The 26,316-nt window shown below is 49.1% G+C and carries 29 protein-coding genes; 15 read left to right on the plus strand and 14 right to left on the minus strand.

Annotated features, from left to right (window positions below):
• Positions 1-6 precede the first annotated feature (6 nt).
• From Q8L79_RS15920 to Q8L79_RS15975, 12 genes are all read left to right on the plus strand, one after another.
• Complete coding sequence (locus tag Q8L79_RS15920; protein ID WP_305273218.1) at positions 7-219, plus strand: CCE_0567 family metalloprotein; 213 nt, start codon at positions 7-9, stop codon at positions 217-219.
• A gap of 14 nt (positions 220-233) precedes the next feature.
• A complete protein-coding gene (gene fdxB / locus Q8L79_RS15925) occupies positions 234-551 on the plus strand; it encodes a ferredoxin III, nif-specific (protein ID WP_104430112.1) in 318 nt (105 codons plus the stop codon).
• A gap of 283 nt (positions 552-834) precedes the next feature.
• The gene (locus tag Q8L79_RS15930; RefSeq protein WP_305273221.1) at positions 835-1,158 is read left to right on the plus strand and encodes a ferredoxin; all 324 of its coding nucleotides are present in this window, start codon (positions 835-837) and stop codon (positions 1,156-1,158) included.
• The gene (locus tag Q8L79_RS15935; RefSeq protein ID WP_305273224.1) at positions 1,158-1,658 is read left to right on the plus strand and encodes a hypothetical protein; all 501 of its coding nucleotides are present in this window, start codon (positions 1,158-1,160) and stop codon (positions 1,656-1,658) included. The genes Q8L79_RS15930 and Q8L79_RS15935 overlap by 1 nt, the downstream gene beginning before the upstream one ends.
• On the plus strand, positions 1,655-2,029 hold the full coding sequence (locus Q8L79_RS15940) for a hypothetical protein (protein WP_305273226.1): 375 nt from the start codon (positions 1,655-1,657) through the stop codon (positions 2,027-2,029). The genes Q8L79_RS15935 and Q8L79_RS15940 overlap by 4 nt, the downstream gene beginning before the upstream one ends.
• Before the next feature lie 5 nt (positions 2,030-2,034).
• Positions 2,035-3,012 carry a DUF364 domain-containing protein gene (locus tag Q8L79_RS15945; RefSeq protein ID WP_305273228.1) on the plus strand — a complete coding sequence of 326 codons (978 nt, stop codon included), beginning with the start codon at positions 2,035-2,037 and terminating at the stop codon, positions 3,010-3,012.
• 600 nt (positions 3,013-3,612) lie between these two features.
• Entirely contained in the window at positions 3,613-4,182 is a 570-nt protein-coding gene (locus Q8L79_RS15950; RefSeq protein ID WP_305273232.1) for a hypothetical protein, read from the plus strand.
• 146 nt (positions 4,183-4,328) lie between these two features.
• Positions 4,329-6,056: an ATP-binding protein gene (locus tag Q8L79_RS15955; protein WP_305273234.1), complete on the plus strand. Its 1,728-nt coding sequence runs from the start codon at positions 4,329-4,331 to the stop codon at positions 6,054-6,056.
• A gap of 422 nt (positions 6,057-6,478) precedes the next feature.
• Complete coding sequence (locus tag Q8L79_RS15960) at positions 6,479-6,799, plus strand: rhodanese-like domain-containing protein (protein WP_305273238.1); 321 nt, start codon at positions 6,479-6,481, stop codon at positions 6,797-6,799.
• Positions 6,789-7,241, plus strand: a complete 453-nt coding sequence (locus Q8L79_RS15965) for an ankyrin repeat domain-containing protein (RefSeq protein ID WP_305273241.1) — start codon at positions 6,789-6,791, stop codon at positions 7,239-7,241. The genes Q8L79_RS15960 and Q8L79_RS15965 overlap by 11 nt, the downstream gene beginning before the upstream one ends.
• A gap of 1 nt (position 7,242) precedes the next feature.
• Entirely contained in the window at positions 7,243-7,956 is a 714-nt protein-coding gene (locus Q8L79_RS15970; RefSeq protein WP_305273244.1) for a dinitrogenase iron-molybdenum cofactor biosynthesis protein, read from the plus strand.
• A 105-nt stretch (positions 7,957-8,061) separates the two neighbouring features.
• Positions 8,062-8,490, plus strand: a complete 429-nt coding sequence (locus tag Q8L79_RS15975) for a transcriptional regulator (RefSeq protein ID WP_305273246.1) — start codon at positions 8,062-8,064, stop codon at positions 8,488-8,490.
• Between the two features lie 360 nt (positions 8,491-8,850).
• Here Q8L79_RS15975 and trxC read toward each other — a convergent pair whose 3' ends face one another.
• Together trxC and Q8L79_RS15985 are read right to left on the minus strand one after the other, a co-directional pair.
• On the minus strand, positions 8,851-9,282 hold the full coding sequence (gene trxC, locus Q8L79_RS15980; RefSeq protein WP_305273248.1) for a thioredoxin TrxC: 432 nt from the start codon (positions 9,280-9,282) through the stop codon (positions 8,851-8,853).
• A 179-nt stretch (positions 9,283-9,461) separates the two neighbouring features.
• On the minus strand, positions 9,462-9,965 hold the full coding sequence (locus Q8L79_RS15985) for an alpha/beta hydrolase (protein ID WP_305273252.1): 504 nt from the start codon (positions 9,963-9,965) through the stop codon (positions 9,462-9,464).
• A 79-nt stretch (positions 9,966-10,044) separates the two neighbouring features.
• Between Q8L79_RS15985 and Q8L79_RS15990 the strand changes: the two genes are divergently transcribed.
• A complete protein-coding gene (locus Q8L79_RS15990) occupies positions 10,045-11,043 on the plus strand; it encodes a hydrolase (protein WP_305273255.1) in 999 nt (332 codons plus the stop codon).
• Positions 11,044-11,218: 175 nt separating this feature from the next.
• On the opposite strand, the gene Q8L79_RS15995 is transcribed toward Q8L79_RS15990, so the two are convergent.
• The 12 genes from Q8L79_RS15995 to Q8L79_RS16050 form a co-directional block, all read right to left on the minus strand.
• Positions 11,219-11,791 (minus strand): hypothetical protein, encoded by a 573-nt coding sequence (locus Q8L79_RS15995; RefSeq protein ID WP_305273258.1) that lies wholly within the window; start codon positions 11,789-11,791, stop codon positions 11,219-11,221.
• Between the two features lie 553 nt (positions 11,792-12,344).
• Positions 12,345-12,851, minus strand: coding sequence for a hypothetical protein (locus tag Q8L79_RS16000; RefSeq protein ID WP_305273262.1), 507 nt, complete (start codon positions 12,849-12,851; stop codon positions 12,345-12,347).
• A gap of 395 nt (positions 12,852-13,246) precedes the next feature.
• Positions 13,247-13,693 (minus strand): DUF4383 domain-containing protein, encoded by a 447-nt coding sequence (locus tag Q8L79_RS16005; RefSeq protein WP_305273265.1) that lies wholly within the window; start codon positions 13,691-13,693, stop codon positions 13,247-13,249.
• A gap of 582 nt (positions 13,694-14,275) precedes the next feature.
• Positions 14,276-16,336 carry an amylo-alpha-1,6-glucosidase gene (locus tag Q8L79_RS16010; protein ID WP_305273268.1) on the minus strand — a complete coding sequence of 687 codons (2,061 nt, stop codon included), beginning with the start codon at positions 16,334-16,336 and terminating at the stop codon, positions 14,276-14,278.
• Complete coding sequence (treZ, locus tag Q8L79_RS16015) at positions 16,329-18,275, minus strand: malto-oligosyltrehalose trehalohydrolase (protein WP_305273271.1); 1,947 nt, start codon at positions 18,273-18,275, stop codon at positions 16,329-16,331. The genes Q8L79_RS16010 and treZ overlap by 8 nt, the downstream gene beginning before the upstream one ends.
• A gap of 434 nt (positions 18,276-18,709) precedes the next feature.
• The gene (arsA, locus tag Q8L79_RS16020; protein ID WP_305273274.1) at positions 18,710-20,464 is read right to left on the minus strand and encodes an arsenical pump-driving ATPase; all 1,755 of its coding nucleotides are present in this window, start codon (positions 20,462-20,464) and stop codon (positions 18,710-18,712) included.
• 9 nt (positions 20,465-20,473) lie between these two features.
• Positions 20,474-20,836 (minus strand): arsenite efflux transporter metallochaperone ArsD, encoded by a 363-nt coding sequence (gene arsD, locus Q8L79_RS16025; RefSeq protein ID WP_305273278.1) that lies wholly within the window; start codon positions 20,834-20,836, stop codon positions 20,474-20,476.
• Positions 20,837-20,926: 90 nt separating this feature from the next.
• The gene (arsB, locus tag Q8L79_RS16030) at positions 20,927-22,036 is read right to left on the minus strand and encodes an ACR3 family arsenite efflux transporter (RefSeq protein ID WP_305273279.1); all 1,110 of its coding nucleotides are present in this window, start codon (positions 22,034-22,036) and stop codon (positions 20,927-20,929) included.
• Positions 22,037-22,054: 18 nt separating this feature from the next.
• On the minus strand, positions 22,055-22,534 hold the full coding sequence (locus Q8L79_RS16035; RefSeq protein ID WP_305273281.1) for an arsenate reductase ArsC: 480 nt from the start codon (positions 22,532-22,534) through the stop codon (positions 22,055-22,057).
• A 209-nt stretch (positions 22,535-22,743) separates the two neighbouring features.
• Positions 22,744-23,196: an ArsI/CadI family heavy metal resistance metalloenzyme gene (locus tag Q8L79_RS16040; RefSeq protein WP_305273283.1), complete on the minus strand. Its 453-nt coding sequence runs from the start codon at positions 23,194-23,196 to the stop codon at positions 22,744-22,746.
• Positions 23,197-23,249: 53 nt separating this feature from the next.
• Entirely contained in the window at positions 23,250-23,597 is a 348-nt protein-coding gene (locus tag Q8L79_RS16045) for a metalloregulator ArsR/SmtB family transcription factor (protein ID WP_370870013.1), read from the minus strand.
• A 188-nt stretch (positions 23,598-23,785) separates the two neighbouring features.
• On the minus strand, positions 23,786-24,592 hold the full coding sequence (locus Q8L79_RS16050) for a symmetrical bis(5'-nucleosyl)-tetraphosphatase (protein ID WP_305273288.1): 807 nt from the start codon (positions 24,590-24,592) through the stop codon (positions 23,786-23,788).
• Positions 24,593-24,981: 389 nt separating this feature from the next.
• Here Q8L79_RS16050 and Q8L79_RS16055 point away from each other — a divergent pair, with 389 nt between their 5' ends.
• Both Q8L79_RS16055 and Q8L79_RS16060 read left to right on the plus strand, forming a co-directional pair.
• Complete coding sequence (locus tag Q8L79_RS16055; protein WP_305273292.1) at positions 24,982-25,527, plus strand: flavodoxin; 546 nt, start codon at positions 24,982-24,984, stop codon at positions 25,525-25,527.
• 325 nt (positions 25,528-25,852) lie between these two features.
• Entirely contained in the window at positions 25,853-26,305 is a 453-nt protein-coding gene (locus Q8L79_RS16060; protein WP_305273294.1) for an amine oxidase, read from the plus strand.
• The last annotated feature ends 11 nt before the right edge of the window (positions 26,306-26,316 follow it).

Here is a 26,316-nt window from a genome sequence, read left to right on the forward strand (position 1 = left end):
GCGCGCATGTCTGAAGAATTGAAAAAACTGGAAAAAGAAGTCAAAAAAAACAAACGCTTGGCTAATGAGCAAGCGATGGTATTGCATGACCTCATTGAAGACAGCTTACCCGAAGGATACGGTGATCTGCTGGGTATCGCCCAAGCGACTTACGATGCCTGTAAAGCCTGGGATGAAGCCAACCAAAAATTGACTGCCGCTCAAAGCGATGCGGCCTGAGCAGGAGAATAGCCATGTCTGATTTTGTAACCGGCGTTACCTTTGGCGGCACGGAGTGGACGCCCGCTTACGTCACCGACATCAATCAAAAGACCTGCATCGGTTGCGGCCGCTGCTTTAAAGTCTGCCCGCGCGATGTTTTCGATTTAATAGAAAAATCCGAAGCGCTTGATCCGGATGACTTTGATGATGATTACGGCGATTTTGAAGACGACGATGATAACAGCATGGTCATGAGTTTAAAAAACAAACTCGATTGTATCGGCTGCGAAGCGTGCTCCAAAGTATGCCCGAAAAGCTGTTTTACCCACGAACATAAACAAGCGGCGTAACAAGAAAGACACGAAATAGAATAATTATTCACCACGAAGACACGAAGAACACGAAGATTTTTCTCGTCCCCACGCGCCGCGTGGGGACGCCGTGCAGGACGCGCTCCGTCCCAGACGCTGGTGACTCACCGTGCAGCGCGCCTTACCTGCATTCCCATGTAGCACGTGGGAACGACAGTAGATACGAAATTTTATTTTCTTCGTGTCCTTCGTGTCGCCTAGAGGCGCCTACTTTTGGCTTCGTGGTGAGCATTTCTACGATTTACAATTAAGGAACAAAACCATGCCCAGACCTGAAAAACACGTATTCGTATGCACCCAAAACCGTCCGCAAGGACACCCTAGAGGTTCCTGCGCCAGCAGCGGTTGCGCCGAAATCATGAATGAATTCATGAATGAAATTCAAGCCCGCAACCTGTTCGAAAAAATCGCCCTGACCAACACCGGCTGCATGGGCCCTTGCATGATGGGTCCCAGCGTTCTGGTTTATCCTGAAGGGATTATGTACGGCAAGCTGAAAAAAGATGACGTAAAAACCATCATCGAGCAACATCTGCTCGGCGGCGAGCCGGTTGCCAATTTGATGGTTCCTGCCGAGATCTGGTAATGAGTTCAGTTGCGTTTGTAGAAGAACGGGTGATGTTCAGCCCGAATATGCCCGCCGAAGTTAATAGTCTTCTGCAAGCGGCTGTGGCCGCAAGCTCGGTTGATCAAAGCCGCGCAGAAAATCTGTTTTTACAGGCGCAATCGCTGGATAGCCATTGTTTGCAAACCTATTTTGCGCTGTATAAGTTTTATTTCTTCCAAAAACGTCTCGTTGATGCGGAACGGATTGTTTTGGCAGGTCTGGAGGAGTCGGCAAAACAAGGCGGCTTTCCCAATGATTATCGTAGACTGGTTCAAAGCCGGCCAAAATGGAACTTGTATGCCAATGACAGCACCTTGTTTTATTTGTATACACTGAAAGCCTTAGCATTTATCAAGCTCAGGCAAGGTTTCACCACTGACGCGCAGCTTGTTTTGTCGCACCTGCAACAACTGGACCCCAAAGACCTTTCGGGCGCGTCAGTCATTATGGATTTAGCCGCGGGGATTACCGAGTCATGAATTTATCCGAACACATCGCACTAAACCGTCCGCTGGCTGAATGCGTCTGCCAGCGGCTGACTGAAGAAATCAACGAACTGGGCTTTACTGAAGCGGACATTCGACACTATCCACGCTACGATGACGCCGATTTTGTACTCATCAAAGACCCTTATGCCGGAGCGGATAACCTAGCCTGCTATTGGTACGATGAGCCTAAAAAACAGCGCATCGGCAGGCTCCAGTTTAATAGCGACGGCACCTTTTACGCAGAGTACGATGTTGTCAAGCCGCATCCGACCAAGACCCGACGCTTTGTTGAAGGTGTCACTGCCTGGGGCAAAGCCGAACAGATTAAATCCGAACCCAAGTTGCTGGAAATGCCCGAATAACCGCTATGGAAAATCCGGCGCGAATTTATGAGCTGCTGCTGGATTATGCCGGTAGCGATACGCAAGTCTCTCAATTAAACATCGGCCTGGTTTGGACGGTTTGTGAAGCTCGGCATATCGGCATGGCGATGAGTCCCGGCATCCCGACCCGTACCTTATCGTGGCCGGGTACCTTGGCCGGTAAAACATTGTCGGAATTGGCCGGATGGATTACCGACTGGGAGCCTTACAAGGCGACGGTTGCCATGGCGGCTATTAATTGCAGCTTAAACCGTTATGAACTGCCGTCAGGCATAACCCTGCTGCCTGCGCCCGACAGCGCCAATCTGGCTGTTTTCGATCATTTCCTACCCCGGCTGCAAGGCAAAAAAGTCGTTGTTATCGGCCGTTATCCGGGCATTGAACGCTATGCCGACCAGGTCAATCTCAGCATCATCGAACGGCAGCCCATGCCGGGCGATTATCCCGATCCCGCCTGCGAATTTTTATTGCCCGATGCCGACTGGGTATTTTTAACGGCCAGTTCCATTACCAATAAAACCTTCCCGCGTCTGGCCGAGCTTGCTCAGCACGCCACTACCGTATTGATGGGCCCGACCGTGCCGTGGTTGCCCGAACTGCACGAATTCGCTATCGATTATCTGGCAGGCGTTGAAGTTGTCGATCCGGTAAAACTGTATCAAACTGCGGCGGAAGGCGGCGGCGTACGCATTTTTGACGACGCGGTACGTTACCGGATTGTCGATTTAACGCCCGGTAACAGCATGATGTGGCTGAAGGGCCAGATAGCTCAGGACTATACAGACAGGCAGCTACTAACCCTGGCGATGGAGCGATGGTACAGTACCGGCAACAAAGGACGGTTTCCTGAATTTAACCGGCTCAATCGGATAACAACCAAGCTTTCGCGTATGGATAGCAGTTATAAGCGGCTGTGGGATGTCCATAGCAACGCGCTTCCAAATCAAATTAACGCAAGCTGAAAAAATTTTCACCACGGCTTCGCGGCGCAGCGCGCTCGTCGTTATACACAAGTTTCTACGAGACACCGTCGTTCCGGCAGGGATGCCGGAACCCAGGCACAAGGAGGTGAAACGTCGTATTACTCAAGTATCTGTAGAGCCGCCAAGTACCGTCCATGGTGCTGGATACCGGCATCCATGCCGGTATGACGACTCAGAAACACACTTGTGTATAAAGACGAGCGCAGCGCGCGGGAACGAGGTAACGATTTTAGTGGGCGCTAGTTCCCAAGCTCCGGCTTGGGAATTCGGGGTGGGAAGCTCCAGCTTCCCGTCTCGCGAAGCCAGAGCTGCGCCTTCCGGGTTCCCAATCTGGAGTTTGGGAACCAGCGCAACTCCGCACATTTAATCATCCCGCTAAATGTAAGGTTCCCGACAATTTCTTACAAAATCAATTTGCGTTGTTGAATTAAATATCAATAACCACCCCGATCAAACGGCTAAAAAACGCCCATCCATCTGTTTTAAAAGAAAAACAAAGCAACACTCCAACATGGCATAAACCCTGCTTTATCAAGGTTAATACTAAAATTTACACCTTACCCATCCGGAGAAAAAACAATGCTACTAGAAACCTATCAAGATAAAGGCTTATTAACTGTCACTTTGGTCAACGGTCAAACCGGCACTGCGGGTGTTTATGCTTATCGCGGCGACCTGGTTTTAAAAGAAGGATCTCTGCGCGAAGGCTCAACAACCGACCGCAGACCGCCCGAGGCTCTGTTGATTCATTCAGCCTTTATCGTTGAAAACGACAAGATCAAATTTATCAACGGCCTGTTGCCTACGCTCGATTTACTGCCCGTTCTTGTCGAAAAATATAAAGCCGATCTTGCCGAAGACTGCATCGCTTTAATCTACGTGGAAAATATCGGTAAAGGCTTGCAGGTTGAACTGGAAGGCCTTACCTATAAATTAATGCCTTTCAAACAAGGCCTGGTATGGAATGAATTGCTCGAAGAACTGTATATTGAGAAAAGCGAGCTGAAAGGTCAATCCGCTGAAGATAAGGTCGCCATCGCTTATGCAGCCGCCAAATCGTATAACCCGAAAACGCCGCTCGTTTCATTTGCCGAAGCCGAAGACAACACTATCGAAGTAATTAAAGACGCGGCGGTAGGCGCAATTTAAGATTGTGATTACTGCCCTTCTGAACCCCCTGCTTAAAAGATAATTTTCCGCTTTTCACTGATGCTGACAACACTGCCGGGTTTAAATGCCTGTCAGTGTTGTATAGCTACCCGCTTCATTATTCAACGCATTGATAGAGAGATCCTATGAAACTTCAGATTGAGCGCAAGTATGTCGAAGCCATGGTGAGTGAGTTTCCGGGGCTGGCGGCATTGAATGATCAATTGCGTTTCGGCAATAAAGCCGAGGTGTCATTCAAGCAACTGTCCAACACCGAGCTAAGTTTTTTACAGACGCTTTACAAAAATGCCGGGACTGAAATGCAAGGCCATGTCGCGTTGCTTTCAACGCTGCAAAAAGCGATCAACGACGATACCGTCAAGTTTGAAGAACACGACCTGGAACTGCTGCTACCCGCAATTGCCCGTTATCTTATCAATGACGCGATACGCGGTTGGTTATTCCAGACCAACGTTGCCGGAAAACCGATGGCCTATGTGGTCACCCGGCTGGACTTTACGCCTTCGGGCGAAGAGGAAACCGGACGGGTCACGCTTGAACTCAAAGCCAACGCCAAAGGCAAAGTGGCGACCTCAACCGTTACCATCCGTGCCAGGGACATTGCCGACAAAACGATTACAGAAATTTTCGTCGCCAAAGGCTTTCTTAAAGAAACGCCCGAGCTTATCGCCACTTACGACGATGCCGCCGGACGTTATTTCGAATGGTGCGGCCAGTCCGGCACACAGTTTTTAGGCAAAGGCACTGGATTTTATGCGGAAGACCCGACCGCTTCGCACCGCAGCACCGATTGGGCGCGCAAGGATGTTGTGGTTTTGTCTACCGAAGGCGGAACTGCGCGTCTGGTGAATGATGAAAGCATCCTCAGCGAACGCGCCTTATCGGTAGATGCCAAAGGCGACATTCTTGCCAAGTATTTACGCAAAGCCGCCAAAAGCAACCGCTACGACCTGAAGATCGAAAATGAAGTTGAAGCGTCGGAAAAAGAAATTCCCAAAGGTTTATTTACCGAACTACCGGTACATTGCTACCTGCTGATGTTTCATCTGGAGCTGCATCATCATTTATGGGTGCATGTGAATGACATCAAGCCTTATCGCTATCAACCGGAATTAAAACAAAAACTGATTCTGCGCGAAGAACAGATCGACCTGATCGACATCCTTACCGCCGAAATGGATGTCCTGATGGATGACATTATCGAAGGCAAGTCGGGCGGCACCACGGTGCTGTGCGCCGGGCCTGCCGGAGTGGGTAAAACTTTAACTGCCGAAGTTTATTCCGAAATTATCAAGCGCCCGCTGTACCGGGTGCATTCCGGGCAATTGGGACTCAATGTCGGCGAGATGGAAAAAGCCTTGAAAGACGTGTTAACCCGCGCTCAGCGCTGGGGCGCGGTGATGCTGATCGACGAGGCCGATGTTTACATCAAGCGGCGCGACAATAACATCGCGATGAATGCGGTCGTCGGGGTATTTCTCAGGCTGCTTGAATATTTCAACGGCTTGCTGTTTTTGACCACCAATCGTGTCGATGACATTGACGAAGCCATTGTTTCCCGTTGTATCGCGCTGATTAAGTATTATCCGCCGGACAGCGATGCGCGCCGCCAAATCTGGCAGGTCATGATCGATCAATTCGAGCTGGACGTTGATGCTGCTTTAATTAATCAATTAGTCGACAGTTTCCCGGAAGCGACAGGACGCGACATTAAAGGGCTTTCCAAACTGGTCGCAAAGTTTTGTCAGCACAAAAAAGCAACGCCGACTTTGGATGTATTCAAACGTTGTTCAATATTCCGGGGCATGGATCTGGAAAAATCCGCAGAAAGCGCACTAAATCAGGGCAGTTAAACAACATAAATAGCTGCGTTTGGTGCAAATATTACATTGCTTATTATTTAAATCGAGGCTGTAAATAGTAACCCATTGAAATATAAAATAATTAAATATTGGCACTATTACTGCATAATAATTTACATAGTTAGTTTCGTTTGCATGGCCTTTCCTGAGCGTTGTACCTTCAGCGTCCTATTTTCTCGACTAGGGCGCTTTTTTTTGCCTGAAATATCTCATCACCCTCAGAAATTTCACGCTGTTCAAGATTATGGCAACTAATTTGCTAGAGTAATTTATAGAATATCTATATAGCCCTTAACGCCAGCAAACAGAGCCGCTAACGACATTGAATAGCAACAAAATCTATTTTATTGTTAGTTTTACTACAACCTTCGCATCCCCTGGAGGAATGACTTTCTTAAGTCATTAACACTACCATGAAATACAAAACAATCTCCATTGCCGATTCCGAACAACTGATTAAAGAATCCAAGCCTATGATTCTGGACTGTAGAGACATGAAAGATTACAGGGCCGGACATCTGGAAGACGCTCTGCATGTTCATGAAGGCTTAAAAGAGTCCTTGGTTAAACGCGGCGATAAGCAGCGCAGCCTGTTTATTTATTGCTATTACGGCCATGCCAGCGAGCATTTGGCCGAATTTTTCAGCGATTTCGGCTTTAAGGATGTTTACAGCCTGGAAGGCGGTTATTCCGGCTGGAAAGATAAGCGTCAGGAAGCCGTTAATGAAGCCTGAAATACGGGATTGGTTGCAAAATAACTATTTCTCCGTAGCCCAACCGGTTTTAAAGAACAGTGCCGACATTTACCCTTTGATTTTGGCAAGTCAGCAAGGTCGTAGCGATGTGGTTCGCTTTTTGATCGAACAGAATGCAGTGCTGGATGTAAAGGATCAATACGGCAATAACGCATTGTGGGCAGCTTGTTATGCTGAAAACGGCGACTGTATCGATGCCCTGATTCATGCAGGCATCGACATTAATTACCAAAACGCCGCCTCCGGCGCTACCGCCTTGGTTTTTGCGGCATCCAGCGGCAGGGAAAAGGTTGTTGAACAACTACTGGCGGCCGGCGCTGATCCGGGCCTTAAAACGCACGACGATTTCACCGCGTTGGATTTAGCCTCCACCCGAAAAACACTCAAATTATTATCCAAGCTTGTTAAATCAGGAGATTAAAATGGAAGCATTGCCCCGTGAACTGGCCTTACGCATTGCCTTGGCATCGCGCATCCTGCCCGGTATAGACGTACCCAGGCTACTGGAAATATTACACGAGCGCGTCGGCTCGCCGCTGGATGACGAGAAATTAAAATCCATCACCGTCACCAATCTTAAAACCGGTTTAGGCAGTCTGGACGGCGAAGAGGACGGCGAGGATATCGGCATCGGTCTTGCCAACATCAAACTGGCGGTGCGTTACCTGTGGGGCGACGAAGCCGAAGATGAAGACCTGCCGGAAATAATGTCTTATAAAGACGGCGACATGCCCGATTCCATCCGCGTCGCCATCGGTTCAAACAGCGGCGCGTTAATTAACGGGCATTTCGGCTCCTGCATCCGTTTTCTGGTTTATCAGTTGTCACGACATGATTACCGGCTGGTTGATATACGCTCCACTATCGAAGCCGACAGCAGCGATGACAGAAACCTGTTTCGAGCCAACTTGATTAAAGATTGCCATGTCATGTTCGTGCAATCTATCGGCGGCCCGGCTGCGGCTAAGGTGATACGCGCCGATATTTACCCGATCAAGATTCCCGATGTCACCGAAGCGGTCGATCAGTTAAAGGAGTTTCAAAAAGTATTCGATGCGCCGCCGCCCTGGTTTGCCAAAGCCTTGGGACGTTCGGCTGAAGAACGGGTCAGGTTTACGCATGATGAGGTTTGTTAAGACGCACTGAACTCAAGTAGGGCGGACAAAAAACCGTCCTACCCGCTCCCCTATCCCTCCAATCCATCATAGAGGGCCGCTATGTAATTCGCTTAGGCCCTTAACATGACAGATTGGACTTTAGACCGGGAGGCGCAACTTGCCTATTCCTATGAACGTTTCGCGCAAGCCAAGATCTTTGTGTTTCGTAAATGGTGCGAGCAAGCTGCCGAGCGGCGCGTACTGCCCCCATCCGATCTTTCCGGCTCATGCAAATATGGAAGCCTGTTCATGAATCAGGTTTTCGGCGGGGCGATCTGCGGCCATTATGAACATCAATACAACATCATCGGCGGGCGAATTGTCGATCTCAGCCACGATGCCATCGATGTCGGCAGAATCGCAAATCCCTATCTTCATGAACCCGATTTCTTCGCTATCCCCGAAAAGCAGGCCTCGCTGAATAGCTGCCTGCCGCGCGTAGAACGCTGGGTCGCCCAATTCCTCAAGGAGATCGAAGGCGCTGAAGCCCTATCTTCATCTGGAGTTTTGTAGGTCAGGCAACAGCATTATTCTCGTCTAACTTTACGGTATTAGATGAAGGAGCGAGGCTATGAAAATATTTTTCACCACGAAGACACGAAGAGCACTAAGTTTTATTCTTCGTGCTCTCGGCAATTGCTAAGTTACATGGATGTAATGAATGCAGAAAATGCAGGAGCATTTTTCTGCCCTGCATCGCCTAAAGCGCCTACTGTTGGTGCTCTACCTCCTGCGTAATCCACATGGATGTGGTGAATGCAGATATTGCAGGAGCAAATATCTGTCCATACAGTCGTTCGTGTCTTCGTGGTTATTCTTTAATTTGATCTAAAAATGAATACTGTCACAGCCTCGCACTCTTGTATATCCGGTTTAAATATTACTATTGACCCAGCGCACAATATCCGCAGCGCTCATCGCGCCTGACATACGGGCGGTTTCCCGGCCGGATTTGAATATGACCAGCGTAGGAATGCTGCGAATATTAAATTGCGCGGCAATATCCTGTTCCTGCTCGGTATTAAGTTTGGCTAAGCGTACCTTGGGTTCAAGTGTAGCCGCCGCTTGGGCATAAGCTGGAGCCATCATCTTGCACGGCCCACACCAGGACGCCCAGAAATCGACAACCACAGGAATGTCATTACGGGCAATATGCTGTTGAAAATTTCGGCCGGTTAATTCCAAAGGATGCCCGGTAAACAAAGCTTCTTTACATTGACCGCAACGGGGATGTTGGCTCAAGCGCTCGGAGGCTATACGATTTACCGCATGGCAATGGGGACAAACGATGTGCAATGTAGTCATGGGATGGCCTTGTTGTTGAGTTTGGTTATTGACGATATGAGGCCATCAGCTCTAAAACTCAACTTTTAAATCAATTCGATAATCCCTAAAAGAAGTTGAGCATTCCAAAATTCCGTTCGCCCTTCGACAAGCTCAGGGCGAACGGCTTTCACACTTTTCAACTGGAGTTTTGAGGATAATCACCCGCCAAACCCAGCCAAAAACCGGCTGAATTCATCAGCCAACTGAGGCATTACGCTCAGCATCCGGTGATCGGTATCGTATACATTCAAACGGACGCGATACTTTTGGCAAAACCGCCAGGCATTTTCCGGCGCAACAATATCATCATTCCAGCCATGGAATACCCGAATATCCTCAGCCGTTGGCTTAAACTCCGTTTGCCGGTAGCCGGGCAAATAAAACGCAGGCGCCAGCAGGAAAAGCCCCTTGGGCTTAATCGATTCCGAGGCCACGGTTGCAACATAAGCGCCCATGCTGGAACCGATTAATACGACTTCATCGTAGTCGGATAAATCTATCGCCAGTAATTGTTCGACCCGCTTATCAGGGTCCGGATGTTCCCGGTAATCCGGACTTTCAAACAAATAACCGTAACGCTTGGCAACCTCGGCAAATTGAATGGTCTTTTCGCCCCAAGGAATGCTGTCTTTTCCGTGATTGTAAATAACCATTTTTTTCATAGCGGTAACCTCGGACATTGATTAATTGCTCTCGAATGGTATTACAATCAGCCATTATTGTTACAAAAATCTATCGCCCATGCAGACCAAAACAACATTTAAAGCCGCTTGGTGGTTAAGAAACAGCCACTTGCAGACTATTTATCCGGCCTTATTCAGACATGCGCCCAATCCGCCTGATTATCGCCGCGAACGATTAACCACTCCCGACCATGATTTTATCGATGTCGATTATTGCGGAACCGGCAACCAGCCGTTGATTATCCTGATACATGGCTTAACCGGCAGCTCGCAATCGGATTATATCAAAGGCTTGCAAAGCGTCTTGCTCAAACAAGGCTTTCGCAGTGCGGCGCTTAATTTCCGCGGCTGTAGCGGCCAATCCAATAACAGGGCGCGCAGTTATCATTCAGGCGAAACAGAAGACATTCATTTTCTCTATCAAACCTTGCGCCAACGCGAACCCGAAACGCCTTTAGGCGTCGTCGGTTTTTCATTAGGCGGCAATGTGGTTTTAAAGTGGTTGGGCGAACAAGGCGATCAATTAGATTTGTTTGCCGCTGTCGCGGTTTCGGTGCCGTTGCTGTTGGACATTTGCGCGACAAAACTGGATAACGGCTTTGCCAAGTGCTATCGCGGCAACCTGCTGAAAGAGTTAAAAGTCTATATGCACGTTAAATTACGGCATCTGGAAAATATAGGCCCGTCTCAAGAAGCAGAAAAAATCAAGGAATTGGGCGACTTATCGGCCATCGATTCGTTCTGGCAATATGACGATCGGGTCGTAGCCAAATTGCATGGCTTTAACGATGTACACGACTATTACCGGCGTTCCAGTTCCAGACAGTATCTCAAATCGATCTCGGTGCCGACGCTATTGATTCAGGCGGTTGACGATCCGTTTATGACCAAAGAAGTGCTACCCGAACTGAACGAAATATCGTCCTGTGTACATTTGGAGTTGACCCAACACGGCGGTCATGTCGGCTTCATCTCAGGATTAATCCCTTTTAGACCGGAGTATTGGCTGGAGCAACGGATACCGGAGTTTTTGATGGGATGCATTGTTAAGTTATAAATTTTTATTACGAACGATTGCATCAACAGATATTTGACTTTAATAGTAGGGTACGCATCGCGTACCTTTATTGCTTGATGTGGTGATTGCAAAATGGTATCCGATGCGCACCCTGCTGTACTTTCGTCTATACAGCGCAACACCTGATCAGTGTTGCGCTGCCACAGATACGAGTTTAAGCCTTGTCTACCACCGATATACAAAGATTGGTCACTTTCTTGTTGGGGTCCAGTATCGGTTTCAGCGTGAATGATACAACCGATTCCACGCCCGCATCGCCCAGGTCGGAGACAGGGACTTTTTCGACGGAAATTTTGGTATCGTCGATTTTCCACTTGTAGTTGGCGTCGAAAGCGGTATTCTTGCCGGAATTTTCCAGGTCCACTTCAAAATTGGCCCCCGGGCAGGCTTCAGTCGGCGTTTTCAAGTCCAGAACATGGGTATGAAATCCGGAAGGGGTGGCTTCATGGGAGCTGTCATCGATAGGCAGGTGCGTCGTCAAGACCAGCACGTTATTGCCGCCGTCAGTCAATACCCCATAGCCAAAAGCGCCGGACTTTCCGTCAACCGGTATGTCCTGATTGGTTTTGATTTCCACTTCCAGCATTTTTTTATCGGCTTTTCCCTCCCATTCCACTTCCACTTCCTTGAGCGATAAGTAGCCGGCAGTTTCGGCCACAACTATGCCGCAGGCGAATGTCAAGCCAATGGCTGATGCAAGTAAGGATGTTTTGCTAGTAAATATCATGACTGATCTCCATTAAATTAAGTATTGATTCGATACTATTTATAACCTATACCGATAAACCAAGGCAAGTGCATATTTCATAGTGACACTACTTTATTAGTTCACGGCAAAGGCCATTGCGTTCCACCATCCATAAACTCCAGCGACTGCACTGCTCAGGCGAAACAGCGGCAATGGCCCGCGTAAACTGGCTAAGCAGTACAAAATAAATTCAACAGTAAGGTAGGTAAAGGCGGGACGACTGCAAACGGGTTCGCCCCTGAGGTATCCCCATAAAATAAGTTTATAAAACAACAGGTTTTTGATATTTTGCGCATTCAATATATACAACATAGCCGAAAAGTCGTCATGCTGGCAGGGATGCCAGTATCCAGCCACAAGGATGTGAAACTTTAAAATACCACTCGCTTTTATTAAGCACCTGGAAAGTCACCAAAGTTACCATCCATGGCACTGGATTCCGGCATCCCTGCCGGAACGACGAGCTTGGGAAATTCGTGGGATACCTCAGGGTTCGCCCCGCCCTGCTTTCAGATCCAAAAAGACAGGCGTATCAGCTGTCGATAGTTTCCAGGCAGGCGGTCATCGCATGACGGACTATGAAAAAAGTCATCGCTATCGGGTAAAGCGCGTAATGACGGGTAATCAGCAGGCTAACCAGCACAAACACCACAATCGTACTGATATTAAAATGGCTGTTTTTTTCCAGATAACGCAGGTGCTCGATAGATTCCTGATCGAAATATGGACTCTTGTTGATCAAGGTTAACGTCACGATCGAAGTTAACAACGCGTAATACAGCGGGAAGAAAAAAAACATCGGCGCATCGTCGTTAAACTGCGGCACCCAGTAGGCATACCAGATCAACAGGCAACTTGACGCAAAGCCATCGTGCCAAATGACGGTGGGAACTTTTCTCAAATAGCCCGCCAGCAGGCTGATAGCCATGACTGTCAGGCCGACACCCAGAGCCACAGGAGTGGTTAGGAACGGTAGAAATTCGTTTTGGTTCTGTACCAGAACCGCCAACAAAAAGCTGCAAAGAACAAATCCGATCATGGTCAAATATCGTATGAATTTTCCCAGACTATAACATTGCAGACGAGAGAACAGAAGCCCCAAGAAAGCGTTGGAAAGGTCTGCGGTTAGTTGGCTCCGATGAGGGCGAATTGTTAAAGCAAGTCCTGTTACCGCTACAGTTTTAACCTCCGAGTATCTGATCCTGGTTTTTAAACCAGCCGAGTGCGTGCTCAAAATGCTGCGGGCCAAAATCCGGCCAATATTCATTCCTGACATAAAAGTCAGCATAAACCGGCAGTCATGCCAACTAACTTGAGCATGAAGCAATTAACGGACATATGAGATATTGATATTTTTCACTACGCTCCTTGATAAAATAAAAAGAGTGTCCTGAAACCGCTTCAAATCAAGTTAGTTGGCCCAACTGCGGGGCATCAGGAGATTCGGCCCGATTTATCCGGCTGTCCTGGGTGCCTCATTTCCAATGCTGCAGGCGACACGAAACCGAAATAAGCCGCTGCTAATGATGTCAGTAAATGTAACCAGACGTCATGGCTGAAAAGCGGGACCAGTCCAAAGAGTGTACTTAATCCGGGAATAAGCCCAAACACGGCAAGTGCGCCATAGAGAACGGCGATACTGCGGGTGTAAGTACGGGCGTCGTCAATATCTCTATAAGCCAACATACCCCACACGCCAATACCCAGATGCACGATATTGTGCAGCGTATTTACCGGAAACATGCCGAACAGCAAGCCGTAGGGAGTAGACATGACCGGAGCATCTTGAGGTGGAGCTGTCATTAAGGCGGGCAAAAAACCCAGTATGCCAACAATAAAATAAATAATACCTATAGATAAAGTGAATGTACGTATATTCATCGCTTCCTCCAGTTAATTTAAAATCCGGGATTTAGATATAAATTGGAAAAGCTATTCGACCCTTTCCACCGTGTCCATGTCCATCTCCGCAGCAAGATCATCCTTATGCTTGCTTATCCTTTTGTCCAATACGGCTGTATCCATGTTAGCCCTTTTTTCCTTAACGAAAATCTTGTCTTGTTTATTTTGCACATCAATAATCAGTGCTTGTATTGCGACAACAAGTTCCGATAATCACCCTATCCGAAACGGCGATAACGGACCGCAATTCATCCGATTGACGAAAATAATACGATTACCCGGCTGCAACGTCTGTACGTTGACCCACATAAATCAGCGTTCGTTTGGTTTTATCCAAAGTTTGTAAAATGACAATTTGCCGGATCGACGCCGATTAACACAACAAGAACCGAACGGGCAGATGGTTTTCTACTGTTGTTAGCGCAACTGGAAAAATGAAAATAGCCGACTATTGGACAAGTAATTTTCGGCGTACGGAACGGGTATGGACTGAGTTGAAGCCGGACAGCAGCCATACGGTCGGCGTGTATTCTGAGCGAAGATGCCGCTGTATCCTGTTACTTAATCACTCTTTCGGTTTTCAGCTACCTTCACCCAGACACGAAGTATCTCTGCTACGCTCCATGCCTGAGCGATACAACCTCGCGGGGTGAATAAGCCTTCGGCATCAAAAATTTCGCTGACGGAGCCGATACAGGCTTCATGCAGGTGTCTTTCCAATAATCGATTAAGAAAATCGTGTGCCTCTTCGCGTTGTTCGGGATAAACGCGCAGCCAGGCATCCAGGTAGGGTCCTATCAGCCAGGGCCAAACCGTGCCTTGATGGTAAGCGGCATCGCGGGTACGAAGATCGCCGTGGTAATCGGCTTTATAGTCGGGATGGTCCGGAGACAGTGTGCGCAGGCCCACGGGAGTCAACAGCCGCTCCTTGATGTTCTGAAATACCGATTGCCAATGCTCTTTATCCAGTACCGGATGGGGTAGCGATAGCGCAAGCAATTGATTGGGCCGACACGCCGGGTCGTCTTTGCCGTTTTCGCCGTCAACCAAATCATACAGGTAGCCTGTCCGGGCATTCCAAAACCGTTGATTAAAGCTAAGCCGGGCGGCATCGGCAAGCTCTGCAATCTCGCTCACGCGTGAGCTCTGGTTTTCCTTTATCATCCACTTTTCCATAACGCGCAGTGCGTTGTACCACAACGCATTGATTTCAACCGCTTTGCCTCGACGCGGCGTCACCACCCAATCATCCAGTTTGGCATCCATCCAGGTCAACGCAAAACGCGGATCACCCTGAATAAGCAGACCGTCGCCGGGATCGCAGTGAATGCCGAAACGAGTGCCCTGAAGGTGATGATCAATGATGTCCAACAGCTTGGGCAGCAAATCATTGAATATGTCCCTGTCTCCGGTAATCTCGATATAGCGATCCAGCGCATGAAAAAACCAGAGCGTGGCGTCGGCGGTATAGTACACACCCTCGCTTTCGCCTTCCGGAAACATGTTGGGAATGAGGCCATCACGCAGATGATAGGCAAAAGTACGCAAAATATGTCCCGCTTCGACATGCCGACCGGTAATTAGCGCCAGGCCTTCCAGGCTGATCATGGTGTCCCGTCCCCAATCGGTGAACCAGTGGTAACCGGCAATGACGGTTCGCACATCGCCCCCGGTTGCGCGGATTCGCGTAGTTTCGCCAACCCGCTCGGTCGGCGCGATAATAAACTGATCGGCTGCCAACACCAAATGCCTAGCCAGGCCTTTATGCAATGCCGGATGTGCTGCTGCCAGTAACCGTTGACGCCGTTCCAGTTCAGCCTGAAGTGCCTCTGCGGGAGACAGCGCCAGAATGCTTTCCCAACTTTCAGCAGACGCTATAAGGGTCACATCCTTACCCGCCGCAAGGTCAACGCGGAAATAACCCGGACTCCACAGATCACCCTGAGCGCCATAGCCTCTTTGTTTTTCTATACGGTAAAGAATGTCGGTAAAGCGTTTGGTTTCAATCGTGAACGCCGAACTCTCGCCATCCATGTAAAGACGCAACGGCGGAATTGAAAGCCCATGAATTTCCAAACGTCCGGCGGAGGCTTTAAGGTCGTATGAATCCGCGGGCAGGCCTTCGTCCAAAGGATCGCTATGGCGGCGAAAATGTACGGCTACGCGAATCTTAAGCCGCACCGGTCCTATTCCTGAAACCAGGCGATAGCTTATATGAACCGTATTACTCATATAGGGCATCAGTATTCTTTTTTCAAGCACATGGCCTGCCAGTTCATAGCGCCACACCGGCAACCCGGAGTCCAGGCGAAATTCGCGCAAACTGGACATGCCGTGCAAATCCAAGGCTCCGCCTGCCCATTCGAAACCGCCTATTTTCTGGACGCTTCCATCAGAAAACCGAACCAACTCACTGAGTTGATTAAGCATCACGTAGCGCCCCAGCGGATCAGGATGCGCAACGGTTAAAAAACTGTGGAAACGACGAGTGGGTACACCCGAGATCGTCCCGGACGCATAGCTGCCAAGACCATTCGTTACCAGCCATTCGTGTTTTAATAACGATTCCTGTTCGGCAGGATCTCCGGTCCAATGGGTTCGGATAACAAGATCACTATTCATGATTAACGGCTCCCTTTGGCTGGTTAACGGGATTTAGCACAACAGCAGATTCGCCTTGCAGATACCAATTGCCTTTCGTGGGCCAGGGCGGCATGCCCATACCGCCATAACGCGGATCTTCGCTGGCCCACACCGCATCCCAAACGCAGTTCTTAGGTGGAGCCAATAGCGGTTCCGGAGCCGGAACAAGATGAATGTCCCGGCTCAGGTTAACCAATAAAAGACGGTCATCACCCGGATTTCCTCCGAAAAAACGTATCACCAGTGCATCCGGACTTAACACTGCACCATCAATACCGCCGCTCTGTCGGCTGGCCTGAAACACCGGATCATTACGGCGCAGGCTTAACAAATCGCAATGCAAGGCATATTCTTCTTTATGCAGATGACGGTCGTTCAAGTTGAGTTTTGAATGCGTAAACGTCATCGGGTCGCCGGGATCCGGCAGTCGGGCCTGCATTTCGGGTGTTGCCAGGGAACGGAATTGGGCCAGAAACTCAGAGCGTCCCCGCGCCACCAAATAGGCAATTTCATCTTTATGGTCGGCAAAATAAAAGAACGGACTGGTGGCGGCAAACTCCTGGCCTTGAAACAACATAGGCGTCTGCGGAGCCAATAAGAACAGGGCAGTTAAAGCCCGATAGCGATTAGGGCTGGTCAATAAGTGGACACGCTTGCCGCTGCCGGAATTGGCTAATTGATCGTGATTTTGTATGAAGTTGACGAATTTGGCTGGGGGCATGTCCAACACCGGGGTTCCGCGCGTATTGTTTTGCCATGAGTACCATTGGCCCTGATACAAAAAACCTCGCTTCAAGGTGGAGACAAACTCCTGAGCGACACCCCGGTAATCGCTATAGTAAGCATCTGCGCGCCCTGTTATCGCTACCATTGCGGTATGGTGAAAATCGTCGTTCCATAGTGCGTCTATGCCGAAGCCTTCGTGTTCGGGAGGCAAAAACAATTTTGCGTCTTGCGGCTCATTCTCGCCGATAATAAAGGTAAGGCGCGGTGCTCCTGCACTGCGCACAGCCTGCACGATGGCGGCAATAATATGTTCAGGGGAGCTGTCGAAAATCTGCTGGGTGGCATCAATACGCAAGCCGTCAAGGTGAAACTCTTTAATCCAATACGCGGCATTGGCAAGCACATAAGCGCGCACTGCGCTTGAGTCGGGCCCATCAAAATTCAGAGGGTCGCCCCAATCGCACTGATAGCGGGTAGAAAAGTAAGTGCTTGAGAATTTCCCCAGATAATTGCCGTCCGGCCCCAAATGATTGAACACCACATCCAGAATAACGCCAAGACCCACCGCATGAGCCTGGTTAACAAAATACCGGAATTCGTCCGGCGTTCCGTAAAGTCGCGTCGGCGCAAACAAATTGACGCCGTCATAACCCCAGCCGAACCGCCCCGGAAAATCGGCTACCGGCATGATCTCCAGCACAGTGATACCCAGCGCAGCCAGTTCAGGCAGTTCTTTGGCGGCTGCGACCCAGTTGCCTTCATGAGTAAACGTGCCGATATGCATCTCATAAATGACCTGACCTTGGGCTTCAATTCCCGTCCAGGCAGCATCCGTCCAGTCAAACGTTAAAGCATCGATTACTTGCGAGGGTCCGTGTGGACCCTGAGGTTGAAAACGCGAGGCAGGATCCGGATACGGTTGCGGGTCATCATCGAGCAGGTAGCGATATGATGTCCCTACGCAGACATCCGGCAAAATTACCGAAAAATAACCGTTTCCTTCGCTTTGCAGTTCAACTTCGATGGGCGGATGAAGGGGATCAACATCTTCACCCTGAGAATTCATCACCAGTTTCACTATCTTTTTCTCAGGCGCCCAGACCCGAAAATGCACGCTTTTATCATGCGCGCGCTCTGCCCCAACTGGAAATCGCCGGCCATCGACTAATTCGATAGTGGTCTGTTCGCTCATGATCATTGTTCCAAGTCAGTTACTAAAAGTTAAAAACTAAAATATTGCTACTTCAAATTTTTTACTACAGTTTAGAAACCCAACAAGCCAATTCACCTGCTGATAAACAAATAAAGCCCGGATCTAAAATAACATACTATCGATTGGCTTAAAATCATATTAAGCTCAAATAGAACACACATAAATCATGCCTTAATGCTGTCCGCTTTAAGGATTAATCGTTGATAAAGAGGCGACCCATGTTCTTGCCGAATTCCGGCAACAACCTTCCGACACTATTCAATAACCGGGATAGCATGCCTGATTTTGGAAGTTATCCCGATAAGAAAAGCCTCTACAACCTCTTGCCCCTTTCTACAGGCGCAACGTTATAAAGTCTTAAAGGGTATATGTCTTCGGGACTTCATTGGCGGCTTCATATTCTTACCTACTCATTATCTTGAGGTCAGCAGCACCTGTAACCGTTGCACACCGACAGGTTCTTCCATTAACACGGGCACGATGGCAAGCCGTTTTGCATAATGTTGCCGGACATTTTCGATCTGCTGCTGTTCCTGAACCGCGCGTTGCCGCAACAGCATAGAAGACGGTTGGGCCGCCGCCAGGCTGTTGTTCACAATCCACGCCCAGGGCTCAATCCCGGCCCGGCGCAAATCTTCCTGCAGACTGGCCGCCTCAAGTACTGGGGTGGTTTCCGCCAGTGTAACAATCAGCACTTTGGTCTGTTCAGGGTCCTGAAGACGCATCATCGGCGTCGTAAAATGCAAGGATTTGCCTTCCATGTGCCGGGCAATTTCACGGTGATAGGCGCCTGTTGCATCGAGTAACAACAGGGTATGCCCGGTCGGCGCGGTATCCATTACGATAAAATGCGCCGTAGCCTCGCGAATGATGCGGGAGAATGCCTGAAACACCGCGATTTCCTCGGTGCAGGGAGAGCGTAAATCTTCTTCGAGCAAAGAACGCCCCTGCGCATCCAGATTTTTACCTTTGCTTTCGAGCACGTGCTGACGATAAAGTTCTGTTTCTGCGTGCGGATCAATGCGACTGACCGTCAGATTACCCAACTCGCCAATCAGTGTTTCGGTCAGATGTGCAGCCGGATCGGAGGTTGTCAGATGCACCTGATAACCGCGTTCGGCCAGCGCCACGGCAATGGCAGCGGACATCGTCGTTTTACCTACGCCGCCCTTGCCCATCAGCATAATCAAACCGTGGCCCGGCTTAGCCATCTCATCAACCATCTCTTGCATGGAAGGCAGCAAAGGCGACTGATAGTCACCGGCGGACGCAATGGCACGGCTCTGCTCCCCGCTCAACAGGGAGCGCAATGCCTCCAGACCCACCAGATTGCAAGGCAATAACCGGGTATGATCGGTTACCAATTCGCGTAGAGGCTCAGGCATGGTTTGCAATGCTTGCCGTTCGCGCCGATAAATCGCTGCGGCGAGCGGATCGTCGATCTCGCTCTCGGGCATGCAGCCATTGATCACCAGATACTGATTGTTAAGTCCGATGTCGGCCAACTCGCCGCTGGTTCGCGCCACTTCCTGCAAGGTCGAGTTCTGCGCTCGGGCAACCAGCACCAAGCGCGTGCGCGCCGGGTCCGACAATGCCGTAACGGCCTGATGATAACGCTGCCGCTGTTTTTCGAGACCGGCCAGAGGCCCCAGACAGGAAGCGCCTTCGGGATTCTTTTCGATAAAGCTGTCCCAGGCGCCGGGTAATTGCAGCAGGCGGATGGTATGCCCAGTGGGCGCGGTATCGAAGAGGATATGATCGTATCGGCTGGTCAGTTCGGAATCGGTCAGCAGTGCGGTGAATTCATCAAAGGCTGCGATTTCAGTGGTGCAGGCGCCGGAAAGCTGCTCTTCAATGCTTTTGACGGCTGACTCCGGCAATTTGCCGCGTATCGGGCCGACAATGCGCTCGCGATAAAGTGCGGCTGCTTGCGCCGGATTAATTTCCAATGCATCGAGATTAGTCACTCCGGGAATCGGCGTTATCTGATGACCGATTGCCGCATCGAAAACCTGGCCGACATTGGATGCGGGATCGGTGCTGACCAGTAAAATCCTCTTTCCGGCCTCGGCCAGATAAACCGCAGTTGCACAAGCCAGCGAGGTCTTGCCGACGCCGCCTTTGCCGGTGAAAAATAAAAAACCCGGCGCTTGCTGTAGAAATTTCATGACCGGTACTCAACAACAACCAGGCTTACAGCAACTGCTTTCGGAAGGCGCAGAGTCGGCAGAAACCTCATGAGTACCGCACCAATTTCCCAGTTCATCCCTGGAAGGATAGCGACCGGCCAGGGCGATTTCGCCATCGACCAGAACCAGCGGCAGCCCTTGCTCGCCTGAGCGTTCCAGAAAGGCATGCACGACCGGATTTTCAACAAAAACCATCGGCTGCTGGGAAAGGTTATAGCGGTTGATTGTTCCACCTTGCTGTTTTAACCAGTCCACATCGACAGAAAACGTGACCAGCGCCTGGTCTACATCAGTTCCGCAGACGCCGGTGTTGCAGCACATGGCAGGATCGAATACTTCAATTTTTTTCATAATGCGTTACCTTTTTAATTAAGTGGATTGTGTGAGTTTACGATTATTCAAAATACAAAGATGGGGTTGCGTTAATAATCCGCCTTTGCTTTATGCGACACCCAAAGTCGTAAAATATTTTCGCCTGAAGTAAAGGGCCACTTTGACCAGGCCGATTAGTACAGGAACCTCCACCAGAGGACCAATGACCGCGGCAAATGCTTGCCCTGACTGGAGGCCGAAAACTGCTACGGCCACCGCAATCGCCAATTCAAAGTTGTTACTGGCGGCGGTAAACGAAAGCGTGGCGCTAATGCGATACCCGGCACCGGCCTTGGCTGACATGTAAAACGTAACCAGAAACATGATAATGAAATAGATCACCAGGGGTATGGCAATGCGCACCACATCCAGCGGCAACTGCACGATATATTCACCTTTAAGGGAGAACATCACCAGTATCGTGAACAACAGGGCTATGAGCGTAATGGGGCTGATTTTGGGAATAAATTTTTCTTCATACCAGTCTCGTCCTTTGCGCCGCACCATAAAAAAACGGGTGAGCATGCCGCCAAAAAAAGGGATACCCAGGTAGATCAGCACGCTTTCGGCGACCTGAAGAATGGTAATCGGGACTTCAAGGCCGGAAGCGATCCCTAACCAGTCGGGCAGGACAGTGACGAAAACGTAGGCGTAGATGGAAAAAAACAGCATCTGGAAGATGGAATTGAACGCCACCAAGCCCGCACAATATTCGGTGTCGCCCTGAGCCAAATCATTCCAGACCAGAACCATGGCGATGCAACGGGACAGGCCGATAATGATCAGTCCCACCATATAATCAGGGTAATCCCGGAGAAAAGTGATAGCCAAAACGAACATAAGCACCGGGCCGATTATCCAGTTCTGGATCAAGGAAAGCATAAGAACTTTAGTGTTCCTGAAAACCTTGGGCAGTTCCTCGTAACGGACTTTGGCCAACGGCGGATACATCATAAGAATAAGGCCAATAGCAATGGGAATAGAGGTGGTTCCAACCTGAAAACGGGTTAGCCACTGAGTGAAACTGGGCATGAAATAGCCCAGGGCAACGCCGGTTGCCATGGTTATAAAAATCCATAATGTCAGAAACCGCTCAACAAAACCCAGACGTTTGGGCGTGTCTATAGAAGCCGGAGGGCTGGCAATCTTCCTGGATAATTGTATTTTTATCTTACTCATGGACGTGGTCCTGGTTAATTAGCTATCGAGTTGGCCAATGGCATTGAGTTCTGCGGTCAATTGTTCAGGGGGCATCGTTTCCAGGGGTAATTCAAGCATTTTTTCGACACGCAACTTCAGCGTACTGAATGTCTGCTCGAAAGCAGCAATTTTTTCGTCTTCAGTCCCTTCCACATGCCCCGGATCGGAGACGCCCCAATGCGCCCGAACCGCTTTAGTCAAATAAACCGGGCAGGTTTCACCGGCGGCGTTGTCACAAACGGTAATGACGATATCCATCGGCTGGTCTTCAAACTCTTCCCAGGATTGGCTTTTATAACCTTCCGTCGGCAAATCATGGCGTTTCAAGGTGGCCAATGCGCCTGTGTTAATTCTGCCTATCGGCTGACTGCCGGCAGAAAAGGCTTTGATACGGCCTTGACCCAAATGATTGAATAAGGCTTCTCCCATAACACTGCGGCAGGAGTTACCGGTACAAATAACCAGAATGTTTAACATATTGTCTCTCGAATAACGTTATTGAAGGGGTTGCAAAATTTTCTTGATTTCTTCTTGGCAGTCAGCACGATGGCCGCCGCGTTTATAGATACCGGCAGATAAAAACAGGCAATAAAAACCGCCGTTATCAGGATCAGCGATTTCCGCTCGGCTTTCCAAAATACGCGCATGTTTTTACCCTCCTTTGCAGCAAATTATTAGCGTGTCAGTTATCCGCAACAGGATGAGTCGGCATTTCCGGCAGGTCGGCAAGCGAATGGGTTTTCGCCGTCGGATGGCGCTTTTTTATCGTTAAACGTGGGAACCTCGGACAGCGAATGAAACGACTCCCAGGCAATGCCTTGCGGATCGGTGATCCAGTGTTTGTCGGAACGCATATAACAGCAAGCGGACTGTTCCTGGGTTTCGACAGGTTGTTGCGTGGCGTCCAGGCGCTGTTTGATCGCCTGTAATTCCTGATCGTCCTCCGCCTGAATGCCGAGGTGGTCGAGGCCGAGTTGGGCGCTGCGGTTGGAAATAGCAAAATTAACCCGTGGATCGTCCAGCATCCATTTCGCATAATCGTCATGTTGTACGGTGGGTCCGCAGCCGAACAGCGTGCTGTAAAAATGAATGTTCTGCTCGAGGTTTTCTACCGCCAAGTGGATGTGTAGTCTTTTCATTTTAATACCTATAAAGTGATATGCGAATAAGCGGATATAGTAGCTTTAAAAAATCAGCAGCAGCTTGCCATTTCAGGCCTGTCTTCCATGTTATGCAGGCGTTCCAAATCCTTATGAAAAACACTGCCATTTTCAACCGCCACTAAAGCATTCTCCAGAATCGGAAAGGCCCAGGCAGGCAATTTCGGGTTGATCTGATAAAAAACCCACTGCCCTTCGCGGCTGTCCAGTAATAATCCGCATTGACGCAGCAACGCTAAATGCCGGGAAATTTTAGGCTGAGATAAATCCAGCGCCGCCGTTAATTCGCAGACGCAGAGCTTGCCTTGCTTTTGCAGCAAAGCAACGCACCGTAAACGCGTTTCATCAGACAAACATTTAAAAAATTGAGCCGGAGACATTATTTTCAACCCTGTTATGAACATATGGATAAGCATATATTAAAATATTCAGCCATTCAACTTTTTATTGTTTACGTTTAGTGATTTTGAGTAGGTTTGCAACTTTGCAATAATTTTTAATGTCCAGCCAACCGCAATAAAACGTCCTGCATCGCGTAATCATGCAATAAACCGAGCATTCCGATCTTTTATTGACACACTTCCGAACAAACCATGCTGATTCTTTCAGGCGTTGCCGCCAGCTTTAATGCGGATAGCTGTCCTTGGGTTGGTAATGGATAAATGCCGGGGAAGATGTCGTCTTCAAAATCAGAGTCATCAGCAAAAATGATATTCAAATTGGATGTAAGACGGTCGGGTAACCGGTACCAGGGCACCCAACCTTCGGCTTGCGTTCCTGTCGCGCCGCTGGTATTGAAATCCAGTTTGCCTTGCTCGTTGCAATATTTCATCAGGGTATAGGCATTGGCGATAAAACGCAGCCGCTTCCAACCCCTGAGTTTTGCATGCCAAAGCGATTGGTCTGGCTCCCTGTTTTCGAGTAAAGCCAGATAATTACCCTGAGACAATACCGATTCAACTTCGTAGGCAAACGTTAACGCCTGGCTAAAACTCCATTCAGCAGGGATGCCCGCATGCACCAGGGTAAAGTTGAGTTTGGAATCATGATGAATAAGTGCCCGGCGGCGCAGCCACTTTAATAGCTCGTCCCGATCCGGGGCATTAAGAATTTCATCCAGGGTGTCACCCGCTTCCGATTGTTCAAAGCCTTCCGCTACTGTCAACAAATGCAACTCCTGATTGCCCAGCACCGTAACTGCTTTTTTGCCCAAGCCCTTGACAAATCTGAGTACAGCCAGAGACTCCGGCCCTTCATTGACTAAATTACCGGTAAACCATAAGCAGTCGTTTTCCGGATCAAACTGTATTTTCTCCAATAACTTTAATAGTAACTGATAATTGCCTTTTACATTGCCGATGGCGTAGGTGGTCATAATATTTAGCTCCCAAATCGATAGTGCTTATGAAGCATCAATTATGATGCCATTCAGGGAGAGCGTGGCTTGACAAGGAGAAAAACCGACAACAAATAATTATAATACATTGATAATTAAGCGTTCTTAAGGCGTCCGCAAATTAAACGATCAAGTTTAATCGTGTCTGACTGAACTTAGGCATCACGCTTATGCGTCGTTATTTTGTAACAAAGCTACCCACTTTCCGGCCATATTGTTACTAAGATGACCAGAAAAAAGCATAACTAATCTGAAGTATGTTGTTTCTGAAGCGGACTACCGGTCACTTCTGCGAAATAATCAGAAGAAAGCGGGTGTTGGTTTAAATATTGCTGTGCAGTTAGTGGACGATTAACTTGGATTTAATTATGAACAAGATCGGAATATTTTACGGCACTGAGACCGGCATGACAGAAGCGATGGCCCAGATTATGTACCGGGTTTTAGGCGATGAAATCGCCAGCGAACCGGCTAATGTTAATCAGGCCAAGGTATCGGAATTATTGCAGTATAAAGCCCTGATTCTGGGCGCGCCCAGTTACGGGGTCGGAGAATTGCCCGGCAGAACGACAGGCAGTGAGCAGGGAAACTGGGAAGAGTTTTTATTCCGCCTCGATGATGCCGACTTATCCGGAAAACGGGTCGCCCTGTTCGGTTTGGGCAACCAACAGAAATATTACGATCGCTTTGCCAGTTCCCTGATTCATTTGTATCAGCACTTTGTTGCTTACGGCGCAGAGGTTATAGGGGCCTGGAGCACCGAAGGCTATCACTTCACCCGCTCGCACTCGGTTATCGACAATCAGTTTGTCGGCCTGGTGCTGGATCATCATAGCCAACCCGAAATGACCACAACCCGGATTATCGGCTGGCTGGACCAGATTAAGCCGGCGTTGTTGGAGAAATTGAATTAATGCTTTCGTCGTATTTAACCGAAGGACATTTATGGTTCCCACGCTCTGCGTCGCTGCCATTAAGTTAAGAGATACGCTGGTTCCCAAGCTCCCGCTTGGGAACCCAGTGAGCAAAGCTCCAGCTTTGCGAGCCGGGAAGCTAGAGCTTCCCGTACCGAATTCCCAAGCAGGAGCTTGGGAACTAGCGCAGCCGGCGTTGTTGGAGAAATTGAATTAATGCTTTCGTCGTATTTAACCGAAGGACATTTATGGTTCCCACGCAGAGCGTGGGAACGATGAGTTTATGTTTCGGGAAGTTATTACCGACCATATCCTAAGGACATAAATGATGAACAACGCCGACAGCATTGCTCAATTGTGCCGCTATATCGCCGAACGAAAGCCGGTGTTGAAAAAACAATATGAGCAGTTACTCGCCCAAGATCTTTCGCGGCAACAATGGGACGGCTGTTTTCAACGCAATGTGTTGATCGTTTTGGAACAGGCTTATGACGAGGCGCTGGCATTTGTGAAAACGCTGCCGTTCGATAGCGCCGCAAGTTCCGTTAATCAAGGGTTATCGAATGTAACCCAGCAAGCGCTGGGCGCTTTCGACGGATTCGTTGACGATTTCTTAGTGTTTGTCGTCGATAAACATCGCACCTCCTGCGCGTTATCCAATTTTCCCGACGAACATAAACCGGACAAAACCTACGTTAACGCGGTGATGCGGGACATCGCCGGGCTTTGGCAGAGCTTTGCTTTAACTATTAATGCTTATTTTCTGGAATGCAGGTAACGCAGTCCGTT

The organism is Methylobacter sp., from assembly GCF_030680395.1.
Lineage (GTDB): Bacteria > Pseudomonadota > Gammaproteobacteria > Methylococcales > Methylomonadaceae > Methylobacter_A.